Below are 11,922 nucleotides of genomic sequence, written 5' to 3'. Positions count from 1 at the left end.
TTTTTTTGATCGTTCCCACGCAGAGCGTGGGAACGATCCCATCAGTCCAGGAGTTTTCAATGGCGAAGAAACCCAGGTCAGCCGCCTTTATCAAGGACCCGCTCTGGTACAAGGATGCGGTGATCTATCAGGTACACGTAAAGTCATTTTTCGACTCCAATAACGACGGGATCGGCGACTTTCCCGGTCTTATCTCCAAGCTTGATTACATTGCCGATCTGGGTGTGAATACCATCTGGCTGCTGCCGTTCTACCCGTCGCCGCGTCGCGATGATGGTTACGACATTGCTGAATACCGGGGTGTTCACGCCGACTACGGGACCATGGCCGACGCCAGGCGCTTTATCGCCGAGGCCCACGACCGCGGGCTGCGGGTCATCACCGAGTTGGTCATCAACCACACCTCCGACCAGCATCCATGGTTTCAACGGGCACGAAAAGCCAAGCCGGGATCAAAGGCACGGGACTTCTATGTGTGGTCCGATGACGATCAGAAATACGATGGCACGCGAATCATCTTTCTCGACACCGAAAAATCCAACTGGACCTGGGACCCGGTGGCCGGCCAGTACTTCTGGCATCGCTTCTATTCCCACCAGCCGGACCTGAATTTCGATAATCCGCAAGTCTTGAAAGCCGTGCTCTCGGTGATGCGTTACTGGCTGGACATGGGCATCGACGGCCTGCGGCTGGATGCGATTCCCTACCTGATCGAACGCGACGGCACCAACAACGAGAACCTGCCCGAGACCCATCAGGTGCTCAAACAGATTCGTGCCGAGATCGACGCCAATTACCCCGACCGCATGTTGCTGGCTGAAGCCAACCAGTGGCCGGAAGACACTCAGCTGTATTTCGGTGATACCGACAGCAAAGGCTTGAACGGCGACGAGTGCCACATGGCCTTTCACTTCCCGTTGATGCCGCGCATGTACATGGCGCTGGCCCAGGAAGATCGCTTTCCGATCACCGATATTCTGCGTCAGACCCCGGAGATTCCCGCCAACTGCCAATGGGCTATTTTCCTGCGCAACCATGATGAGCTGACCCTGGAAATGGTCACCGACAAAGAACGCGATTATCTGTGGAATTACTACGCGGCCGACCGTCGGGCGCGGATCAATCTGGGGATTCGTCGGCGCCTGGCGCCCTTGATGGAGCGCGATCGCAGACGGGTCGAACTGCTCAACAGCTTGTTACTGTCGATGCCGGGTACGCCGACCCTGTATTACGGCGATGAGATCGGCATGGGCGACAATATCTACCTGGGCGATCGCGACGGTGTGCGCACGCCGATGCAATGGTCGATTGACCGCAACGGTGGCTTCTCCCGCGCCGACCCGGCCAGCCTGGTGCTGCCACCGATCATGGACCCGCTCTACGGCTATTTATCGGTGAACGTCGAGACTCAGGCCAGCGACCCGCATTCGCTGTTGAACTGGAACCGGCGGATGCTGGCGGTGCGTAAACAGTCGAAAGCGTTCGGTCGCGGCACGCTGAAAATGCTCTCACCGAGCAACCGCCGAATCCTGGCGTACACCCGCGAATACACCGGGCCCGACGGCAAACACGAAATCATCCTCTGCGTGGCCAATGTGTCCCGCAGTGCTCAGGCTGCAGAGCTGGACCTGTCGGCGTTCGTCGGGATGGTGCCGGTGGAGATGCTCGGTGGGAACGCTTTTCCACCTATAGGTCAGCTAACCTTTTTGCTGACCCTGGCGCCGTACGGTTTCTATTGGTTTGTGCTGGCGGCGGAAAATCAAATGCCGAGCTGGCATGTGGAGCCGGCGAAAAGCATGCCGGACTTCACCACCCTGGTCCTGAAAAAACGCCTCGAAGAATTGCTCGAAGCACCGTCGCGCACCACCCTGGAGCAAACTTCGCTGCCGGCCTGGCTGCCCAAACGGCGCTGGTTCGCCAGCAAGGACTCGGCAATCGAACAGGTGCGTATCGCCTACGGCGAGCGTTTTGGCGACCCACTGCATCCGGTACTGCTCAGCGAGATCGAGGTCACCAGTGATGGCCAAACCAGTCGCTATCAGTTGCCATTCGGTTTGTTGGCCGAGGATCAGTTCAGCGCAGCCTTGCCGCAGCAGCTCGCACTGGCGCGGGTCCGTCGCGGACGGCAGGTCGGCTTGATCACTGATGCCTTTAGCCTTGATACCTTTGTGCGTGCGGTTTTGCAGGCCATCCAGACGCAAAGCGTCGTGTCGACAACCGAGGGCGAGATCCATTTCGAGCCCACCGCCGAACTGATGAAGCTCGGTCTGAACCAGGACTCTGAAGTGCGTTATCTGTCGGCCGAGCAGTCCAACAGCTCAGTGGTCGTCGGCGGTAGTCTGGTGCTCAAACTGATCCGCAAAGTCAGCGCTGGCGTTCATCCGGAACTGGAGATGGGCGCTTATCTGACCTCGGCCGGCTTCCCCCATATCTCGCCGCTGCTCGGCTCGGTGATTCGCCGTGACGAGCAGGGCCAGGACAGCCTGCTGATGATCGCCCAAGGTTATCTGAGCAATCAGGGCGACGCCTGGGAATGGACGCAGAACAACCTGGAACGGGCGATTCGTGATGAGTCGGCGCAAGCCATGTCCGAGCAGGAACAGCATTACAACGCCTTGGGCGAACTGAAAGATTTCGCCGGTATGCTGGGTCAGCGCCTCGGCGAGATGCATCAGATACTGGCAGCACCCAGCGATAACCCGGACTTCAGTCCGAAGCCGAGTACCCTCAAGGATGCGCAAGAGTCGGCCAGACACATCGGCGCGCAGCTGGAGCGCGCCTTGCAGATGCTCGAGCAACATCAGACCGAGCTTGGGCCTGAGGATCAGGCATTGGTCAGCCGTTTACTGCAACACCAGAAAGCCCTGCTGAGCCACATCCAGAGCCTGGCGAAACAAACCGTCGGCGGCTTGCGGATGCGGGTACACGGTGATCTGCACCTGGGGCAGGTACTGGTGATCAAAAGCGATGCCTACCTGATCGACTTCGAAGGTGAACCGGCGCGCGCCTTGCATGAACGTCGTGGCAAGCACAGTCCGTACAAGGACGTCGGTGGTGTGTTGCGCTCGTTCGACTATGCGGCGGCGATGGCGCTGAATGTGCAGAGTGTCGACAGCTCGGCGCAGGCCCATGCCGCGCGCAAGCGTGTGACGGACCGTTATTTAAGTGAAGCAAAACAAGCCTTTATCCAGGCGTATCGGCTGGCAACAGCTAGTCTTGCTCATGCATGGCAAAACGCTCAAGGTGAAGACGCCGCGCTGGCGTTATTCTGCCTGGAGAAAGCAGCCTATGAAGTGGTGTATGAAGCGGAAAATCGACCCACTTGGCTGCCGGTGCCATTGCACGGCTTGTACGGGTTATTGAGTGGGCTTAAACCCTTTTCCGACACAGAGACCAGTGGAGAGCAGTCATGAGTTTCTCAAACAGGGAACAGGGGCATTCCAGAGAGAGATTGTTGCCCAGCGCAAAGGATATCGACGCCTTGGTGCGTGCCGAGCATCGCGACCCGTTTGCGATTCTGGGGCCCCATGCCGATGGTGCAGGCGGGCAATTTATCCGCGCATTTTTGCCGGATGCCCTGAGTGTTCAGGTGTTGGCCAGGGACAGCGGGGAAGTGCTCGGCAGTTTGAGCGCGGCCGAGGTACCGGGCTTGTTTCTCGGGCACTTTGACCGGGCTCAGGCCTACCAGTTGCGGATCAATTGGGCGGGTGGCGAGCAGACCAGCGAAGACCCCTACAGTTTTGGTCCGCTGCTGGGCGATATGGATCTCTACCTGTTCTCCGAAGGCAATCACCGCGATTTGAGTGCCTGCCTCGGCGCGCAGTTGAAGACCGTGGACGGCGTCGACGGCGTGCGCTTTGCGGTGTGGGCACCGAATGCCCGGCGGGTGTCGGTGGTGGGCGATTTCAACGTCTGGGACGGCCGTCGGCATCCTATGCGCCTGCGCCACGCCTCTGGTGTGTGGGAGTTGTTTATCCCACGGCTGCAAGCGGGGGAGGCCTACAAGTACGAGATTCTTGGGGCTGACGGAATTCTGCCACTCAAGGCTGATCCGATGGCACTGGCGACTCAGTTGCCGCCGGATACCGCATCGAAAGTCGCATCGCCGCTGAAGATCGACTGGCAGGACCAGGAATGGATGCAGGCCCGTGGCGAGCGTCAACGGCCGGATGCGCCGCTGTCGATCTATGAGCTGCATGCCGGCTCCTGGCAGTGTGAAGTCGATGACCTGGGAGAAGTCGCACGTCAGTACAACTGGCACGAACTGGCCGAACGCTTGATTCCCTATGTGCAGGACCTGGGTTTCACCCATATCGAACTGATGCCGATCATGGAGCATCCGTTTGGTGGTTCCTGGGGCTACCAGCCTCTGTCGCAGTTTGCCCCGAGTGCCCGTTACGGCTCACCGGATGATTTCGCTGCCTTTGTCAACGCCTGCCATCAGGCGAATATTGGCGTGATTCTGGATTGGGTGCCGGCGCATTTCCCCACCGATACCCATGGTTTGGCGCAATTCGACGGCACCGCGCTGTACGAGTATGGCAACCCGATGGAAGGTTTTCATCAGGACTGGGACACGCTGATCTACAACCTGGGGCGCACCGAGGTTCACGGTTTCATGCTGGCTTCGGCGCTGCACTGGCTCAAGCATTACCATGTCGATGGTCTGCGCGTGGATGCGGTGGCCTCGATGCTCTACCGCGACTATTCACGTAACGCCGGCGAGTGGGTGCCCAATCGTCATGGCGGTCGCGAGAACCTGGAAGCCATCGATTTTGTCCGCCACCTGAACGACGTGATCGCTCTGGAAGCGCCGGGTGCGCTGATGATCGCCGAAGAGTCGACGGCCTGGCCTGGCGTGAGTCAGGGCACCCAACAGGGTGGTCTGGGGTTCAATTACAAATGGAACATGGGCTGGATGCACGACTCGCTGCATTACATTCAGCAGGATCCGGTGTACCGCGCTCACCATCACAACGAGTTGAGCTTCGGTCTGGTTTACGCCTGGTCCGAGCGTTTCATCCTGCCGATTTCCCACGATGAAGTGGTCCACGGCAAACATTCGCTGATCGACAAAATGCCCGGTGACCGCTGGCAGAAATTTGCCAATCTGCGGGCCTACCTGAGTTTCATGTGGGCGCATCCGGGCAAGAAGCTGCTGTTCATGGGCTGCGAGTTCGGGCAATGGCGGGAGTGGAATCACGATCAGCAGCTTGATTGGTATCTGTTGCAGTACCCGGAGCACCGGGGTGTGCAGAAACTGGTGGGCGATCTCAACCGGCTGTACCGCGAAGAACCGGCGCTGCACGACCAGGACGATGCACCGCAGGGGTTCCAATGGTTGATCGGTGATGATGCGATTAACAGCGTCTATGCCTGGCTGCGCTGGAGCAGAGAAGGGCGGCCGGTGCTGGTGGTGGCGAACTTCACGCCGGTGCCACGCGAGGCCTATCGGATCGGCGTACCCTTTGCCGGGCGCTGGGCCGAGGTGATCAACAGTGATGCCGACACCTATGCCGGTTCCAACTACGGCAACGGCGGTGGCGTCTTCACCGAGGACGAGCCCAGCCATGGCCAGGCTCTGTCGCTGGTGTTGAACCTGCCGCCATTGGCCGTATTGATCTTGCGGCCCGAGGGTTAGCGGCGGCAGCGCATTTGTGGCGAGGGAGCTTGCTCCCGCTCGGCTGCGAAGCAGTCGTAAATTCGGCGAATGCGGTCCAACTGATGAACCGCAGCGTCTGGTTTTGGGACCGCTTCGCGATCCAGCGGGAGCAAGCTCCCTCGCCACAGGTTTTGCAAACCCTCACCAACGCATCCGCACACCCAGGATGCCGATCAAACCGGCGTTGCTATCGGCGGCGTCGCTGTAATCGGCGCTCACGTACAGGCTCACTGTGGGCGAGACCCTGGCCACCAGGCCCAGGCCCAGTTCAACAGTGGAGGAGTTACGGCTACTGCTGATCTTATCAATCTGGCCGAGGCTCAGGGTGTCACTGGTGTTTACCGTGTGCCAGAAGTTAGTCCGCACGTAGGGTTCGACCGGCAGCCCGCTAATCTCGTAGTTACCTTTCAAGCGTGCACCGACCCGGCCACTCCATGAGGTCAAATCGCTGGACGACGCGTTGCCGCTCCCGGCGTTCGGGGTGTCCAGGGTAATCCGTTGATTAATCAACTGCGCCTGGGGTTCGACGACCCAGTTGTCGCTGATGCCGATGGGAAATCCGCCTTCAACCGACAGCGTCACCGCGCTACCTTCGGCTGCTTGTCGTGCGCCCTGATCGGTGCGGCTATAGCCGTTGACCCGGCCACCGCTCGCGGTCAAATCCACATGCCAGCCGTGCGAACCTGTCAGGCTCCAGTAGGCACCAAGGCTTGAGCCTTGCAGGTTAAGGGTGTCAGTACTCGGGTCGGCCATGACGCGGTTGGGCAGAATGCCTTCGCTGTTGGCCTGGATTTGGCTCTGCCCACCCACCAGGCCGACACGCTGGGTAGGGCCGCTGTCATTTTGCAGGGTGTAGAGGGCTGGCGCCTTGAGAAGGCTATCAGCGTTGCCGGAAAACTGCGAGGCAAGGTAGTCGGTTTCAGCCTGTCTTGAGGCTTGACCATACACGCGGTCCCAGGCTGCGGGCGCTGCTTCTTTGATGGTCAACGGGTAAGCATCGCGGGAGGGATTTGAAACGAAACGGCCGGATGTCACATCAGGCGTCGGCAAGGTAAACACTGGAACATCCTGACGATACCAGGGTATCGACTCATCTTCGGGGGAGGTCGCCTGAACCTCCATGGAAGAACACAGCAGGAGTGAAGTCGAAACGGTGCAAAGGGTAATTTTGATCTCTTGTGAGGTGAAGGAAGTTTTCATGGAGGTCTACCTTGCAATCGCGCATGCCTTATCTCGCTATGGCGTCTCTCCTACCCCGAATGAGGGGCGACCGAGTTCAATGAGGCAAGGCTCGGCGGCCCGCTTGCGCAGGTGTTTTGAGCCTTGTCCCTGATGGTATTTCCGGGGGTAGTACGTGAAGCTAAGAAGACTCCTGACGTCGCGTCAAGAAATTGAACGATGGGTGGTAGGGTTATTTATAGGCGTCAAATATTTGAATTTAAAGCATTCTCTAAGTTCTTGTTTGTACGCAATATCGTCGAAAAGTACCGGGCTAGACGCGTTCGTTAGGAGGCTACGAGGTTTGGAGTACGGGCTGCTCACGCACCCTGATACCCAGGTTGCCGACGATGCCGCCTCGAATCGGATACTCGGTTTTGGGCTGTTAGAGATGCACTTCCACCGCCAATGGCAAGTGATCGGAGAGGTGCGTCCACGGCCTGTGACTGAGGATTTTTGGCTGGTGGCTGCTCGCGTTACGCAGGTAGATACGGTCCAGGCGCAGCAACGGGAAGCGCGCCGGATAGGTTTTTGCCAGGCGCCCGTGATGGCGCTCGAAGACTTCATGCAGGTAGGTGCGTTGGGCGAGGGAGGCGTTGCCGTGTAACTGCCAATCATTGAAATCGCCAGCGATGATGACCGGCGCGTCGTCGGGCAGCGATTCGAGCAGTTGGCAAAGCAGGGCCAGCTGCAGCTGACGATGGCTTTCCAGCAAACTCAAATGCACGCAGATCGCGTGCACCTCGGCATGCCCCGGTACTTCCAGCACACAATGCAGCAACCCGCGACGTTCAGGGCCGGTGATGGAGACGTCGAGATTGCGGTGTTGCCGGATCGGGTATTTGGACAACAGGGCGTTGCCGTGATGCCCGTCTGGATAGACTGCGTTGCGTCCATAGGCGAAGTCGCTCCACATGCTGTCAGCGAGAAATTCGTACTGTGACTGCTGCGGCCAGTTGTAGTAGCGCGAGGCGTGGCGGTCGTGCTCGCCCAGCACTTCTTGCAAAAACACCAGGTCGGCCGAGGTGCTGCGCACTGCTTCGCGCAATTCCGGCAGGATGAAACGCCGGTTGAAGGCTGTGAAGCCCTTATGAGTATTGACTGTCATCACCCTCAGGCGATGAACCGCCGGTGCACTGTTCATCGGTTCTGAGCTGACGGGGCGCCTGTCTGAATCGCTGGTCACGGTCATTCCTCTGAATCAGGGCTGATTACTTATGCGACTGATGCTTTGCCCGGCAGTTCAGAGTTTTCAGACGCATAGATCCGTGCGGGTGTCGATTACACAAACACAATCTCGTACGGCAGTCGCATGCGCTCCAGAATCACTCGCGGCAGCATCGGCGCGATACCGATAGCGGGTTCGCCGTCGAGTTGGCTGGCATAGGCATGGGTCGCATGGCTTTTACGGGCCACGGTCCAGGTATCCAGGCGAATCTTGCGCGCCCGTTGCCAGGGAATCTGCCCTTGCTCGCGGGCCGGCCAGTGCCAAGCCCAGACCGGTATTTCATGAAGTTGCGCGTCGACCATCGCCGCGGCCTTGGCGCTGGCTCGGCCAACGGTGTCATGGTCGACATCGCCGTCCTCACGCCAGGTGCTGAAGACCACATCGCCGGGGCGCAAATAGCGCGCAATGAACTGGGTCAGTTGGTCTTCGCGTTCGGCGAGGGCATTGTCGGTGAAGCCGCCGCGGATCCACTTCAGACTGTGCAGCGGCAGCCCCAGACGCCGGAGGGCTTCGACGCTTTCCTGTGGGCGAAATACACTCAGGCGCTTGGCCGACCACAGGTTAGAACCCGGATGGCTGGCACTGCCGTCGGTAATCGAGATCAATTGCAAGGGATGGCCAAGATTGGTCAATAACTGCAGTAGACCGCCGCAGGTCACGACCTCGTCGCCGGGATGAGGCGCGATCACAACCGCACGAGCACCTGGTGGGACCAGTGTGCTGGTGTTGATGACCGGGATATTTTCCAGCTGCAGCGCACTGTTCCAGATCTGTGCAGGGTGGCTGCTTTCGGGGAGGGAGACAGGTTTCATCAGTGTCACATCCTTGTTTTGGTATGGCCGCCAGTGTTGAACAATGGCTTGAGGTCAATCCTCTGCACGCCGGTGCTTGACGTGTTGATCGAGAGGTTTGCTGGCTTTCCGAACCCTGGATTGCCGCGAGCTGAGTATTGCTCATACTCAGGCTTGCGTCGCCCTTGTATGAAGAATCGGTCGTAGTTTTTTTGTACGGGCAGGTTTTGCGCCTTCAGAAAATCACCCAAACTAATTTGTCCTGATGCCGGTAAGTCAAGGCGCAGAACTTGTGGGAGATTCTATGTTTGGGGGGAACCCCCAAACATAGAATCTCCCACAGATTTCACTCCTCTTCTTCGTGTTGCAGCTCGAACAGCAGTAGCGAGCGGCCGGTCACCGAATACTCGTAGTTGAAATCGAAGCGCTCCTGGCCACGAACCGAGGGTTGGTTGGTGTCTATCATGCAGGTCCAGAAACCACCGTCAGGCACTTCAGGGAGCCGGAAATTGACCACGTCGTGATGGGCGTTGACCACCAGCAACAGCGTCGCAACCGCACCGGGGCGGCGGATACCGGTCTCTTGGGCGCGGCCATCGAGCAACATACCCAGGCAACGGCCGTGGCTGTCTTCCCATTGTTCGGTGGTCATCTCAGTGCCGTCCGGCGCCAGCCAAGTGACATCTTTGACGCCAATGTCCTCGTTGTAATTGCCCACCAGAAAGCGTCCGCGGCGCAGGATCGGGTAGGCCAGCCGCAGCTTGATCAGGCGTTTGACGAATTTGAGCAGCGATTTGCCGTCCTCGTCCAGATCCCAGTTGACCCAGCCGATCTCGCTGTCCTGGCAGTAGGCATTGTTGTTGCCGTGCTGGGTGCGGGCGAACTCGTCCCCGGCCACCAGCATCGGCGTGCCTTGGGCCAGCAGTAATGTGGCAAAGAAGTTGCGCATCTGGCGCGCGCGCAGGGCGTTGATTTCGGGATCGTCAGTCGGACCCTCGACACCGTGATTCCAGGACAGGTTGTGGTTGCTGCCGTCCTGATTGTTCTCGTCGTTGGCCTCGTTGTGTTTGTCGTTGTACGACACCAGGTCATGCAAGGTGAAACCGTCGTGGGCGGTGATGAAGTTGAGCGACGAATAGGGCCGGCGACCGCGCTGATTGAACATCTCGCCGGAGGCTGTCATGCGTCCGGCGAAATCGGCGAGCTGACCATCGTCGCCTTTCCAGAAGGCGCGCACAGTGTCGCGAAACTTGTCGTTCCATTCGACCCAGCCCGGCGGGAAACCACCGACCTGATAACCGCCGGGACCGATGTCCCAGGGTTCGGCGATCATTTTAACCTGACGCAGAACCGGGTCCTGGCGGCAAGCCACGAGGAAGCTGTGGCGTTCGTCGAAGCCGTCGTGATAGCGCCCGAGAATGGTCGCCAGGTCGAAACGGAAACCGTCCACATGCATTTCCGTGGCCCAGTAGCGCAATGAGTCGGTGACCATCTGCAGCACACAGGGATGACTCAAATCCAGGGTGTTGCCGGTCCCGGAATCATTGATGTAGAAGCGTTTGTCATCCGGCATCAAACGGTAGTATGAGGCGTTGTCGATGCCGCGCATGGACAGCGTCGGGCCTTGCTCGTTGCCTTCGGCGGTGTGGTTGTAGACCACGTCGAGAATCACTTCCAGATTGGCTTCGTGCAAGTGTGCGACCATCTCCTTGAACTCGGCGATCTTGCCGCTGGCCAGGTAACGCGGGTCGGGGGCGAAGAAGGCGATGCTGTTGTAGCCCCAGTAGTTGGTCATGCCTTTGTGCAGCAGATGCTGATCATTGACGAAGGCGTGAATCGGCAGCAACTCGACTGACGAAACGCCGAGTTTGCGGATATGTTCCATCACGTCATCGACCATCAACCCGGCGAAGGTGCCGCGCACATTCTCGGGGACGGAGGGGTGACTCATGGTTATGCCGCGCACGTGAGTCTCATAAATGATCGTTCGGTCCCACGGCACACTGACGCGGTGATCGTGACCCCAGGTGTGCGCCGGGTCGATGACTTTGCACTTGGGCACGAACGGCGCGCTGTCACGTTCGTCGAAACTCAGGTCGGCGTCAGGATGGCCGATGGTGTAGCCGAACAGCGCCTCGGACCATTTCAACTTACCCACCAGTTGCTTGGCATAGGGGTCGATCAGCAGTTTGTTGTGGTTGAAACGGTGACCGTTTTCCGGGTCATAGGCGCCGTAGACCCGATAGCCGTAAATCAAACCGGGATGAGCGTCGGGCAGATAGCCGTGGAAGATTTCGTCGGTGTATTCCGGCAGCTCGATGCGTTCGAGTTCTACTTCGCCGGCGTCGTCGAACAGGCACAGTTCGACCTTGGTCGCGTGAGCCGAGAACAGAGCAAAATTGACCCCCAGGCCATCCCAGGTAGCGCCCAGCGGAAAGGGCAAACCTTCACGGATGCGTGAAGGCTCGGCATGAGGCTCGGGCGTGGCTTTTTTTGGCTTGGTCATAGGTGCTCCTGCAAATGAATTCTCCGTTGTAGGAGCGAGCTTGCTCGCGATGGACGTTAACGATTACGCGTGTGTTCTGAATAAACGCGTCGCCCTTGGGCCCATCGCGAGCAAGCTCGCTCCCACAGGGGGCAGCGTTCGCTTAACTGACTGGCATTAGGGCAAGCAAGCCCCTTCGCCACACAAAAATGCACGGACAGGACTGGTCAACTGGCCGGTGGCTTACGCGGCGCTCGCGGTTTTTTCACGGCAGCTTTTTTTTCACCTGGCGGCACCACTACTGGTGCAGCAGCGGCCGGTTTGGTTTTGGGTGTAGATTTTGCTGTGGCTTTTGGCGCGGCTTTGGCCGTACTGGTTTTGGACGACTTGGTCGGTGTCAGGGCTTCGGCCTCTGCCAGTTTGCGCGCCATCTCCCAATGGCGGGTTTCCTGGCCTTCGGGTTTACCTTCGGACTCCCAGATTTGATAGGCAAATTCACGGACGCGTTTTTCATCGGTACTCATCGCAATGCTCCTGA

At 58.8% G+C, this 11,922-nt stretch carries 8 protein-coding genes; 2 read left to right on the top strand and 6 right to left on the bottom strand.

The window, feature by feature from the left end; translation table 11 throughout:
• Window positions 1-59: 59 nt before the first annotated feature.
• Both treS and glgB read left to right on the top strand, forming a co-directional pair.
• Window positions 60-3,413, top strand: coding sequence for a maltose alpha-D-glucosyltransferase (gene treS / locus ACN1C3_RS19510; RefSeq protein ID WP_419117399.1), 3,354 nt, complete (start codon window positions 60-62; stop codon window positions 3,411-3,413).
• The gene (gene glgB, locus ACN1C3_RS19505) at window positions 3,410-5,641 is read left to right on the top strand and encodes a 1,4-alpha-glucan branching protein GlgB (RefSeq protein ID WP_419117398.1); all 2,232 of its coding nucleotides are present in this window, start codon (window positions 3,410-3,412) and stop codon (window positions 5,639-5,641) included. Before treS ends, glgB begins: the two co-directional genes overlap by 4 nt.
• A gap of 162 nt (window positions 5,642-5,803) precedes the next feature.
• On the opposite strand, the gene ACN1C3_RS19500 is transcribed toward glgB, so the two are convergent.
• The 6 genes from ACN1C3_RS19500 to ACN1C3_RS19475 form a co-directional block, all read right to left on the bottom strand.
• Entirely contained in the window at window positions 5,804-6,862 is a 1,059-nt protein-coding gene (locus tag ACN1C3_RS19500; RefSeq protein ID WP_419117397.1) for an autotransporter domain-containing protein, read from the bottom strand.
• Window positions 6,863-7,265: 403 nt separating this feature from the next.
• Entirely contained in the window at window positions 7,266-8,066 is an 801-nt protein-coding gene (locus ACN1C3_RS19495) for an endonuclease/exonuclease/phosphatase family protein (protein ID WP_419117396.1), read from the bottom strand.
• A gap of 95 nt (window positions 8,067-8,161) precedes the next feature.
• The gene (locus tag ACN1C3_RS19490) at window positions 8,162-8,920 is read right to left on the bottom strand and encodes a PIG-L deacetylase family protein (protein WP_419117395.1); all 759 of its coding nucleotides are present in this window, start codon (window positions 8,918-8,920) and stop codon (window positions 8,162-8,164) included.
• A gap of 5 nt (window positions 8,921-8,925) precedes the next feature.
• Window positions 8,926-9,150: a hypothetical protein gene (locus tag ACN1C3_RS19485; protein ID WP_419117394.1), complete on the bottom strand. Its 225-nt coding sequence runs from the start codon at window positions 9,148-9,150 to the stop codon at window positions 8,926-8,928.
• Window positions 9,151-9,245: 95 nt separating this feature from the next.
• Entirely contained in the window at window positions 9,246-11,405 is a 2,160-nt protein-coding gene (glgX, locus tag ACN1C3_RS19480; protein ID WP_419117393.1) for a glycogen debranching protein GlgX, read from the bottom strand.
• A 206-nt stretch (window positions 11,406-11,611) separates the two neighbouring features.
• Window positions 11,612-11,908 (bottom strand): DUF2934 domain-containing protein, encoded by a 297-nt coding sequence (locus tag ACN1C3_RS19475; RefSeq protein ID WP_419117392.1) that lies wholly within the window; start codon window positions 11,906-11,908, stop codon window positions 11,612-11,614.
• Window positions 11,909-11,922 lie beyond the last annotated feature (14 nt).

Source organism: Pseudomonas sp. H11T01, from assembly GCF_048515765.1.
Classification (GTDB): Bacteria; Pseudomonadota; Gammaproteobacteria; order Pseudomonadales; family Pseudomonadaceae; genus Aquipseudomonas.
This window is presented reverse-complemented; position numbering and strand designations above follow the sequence as displayed.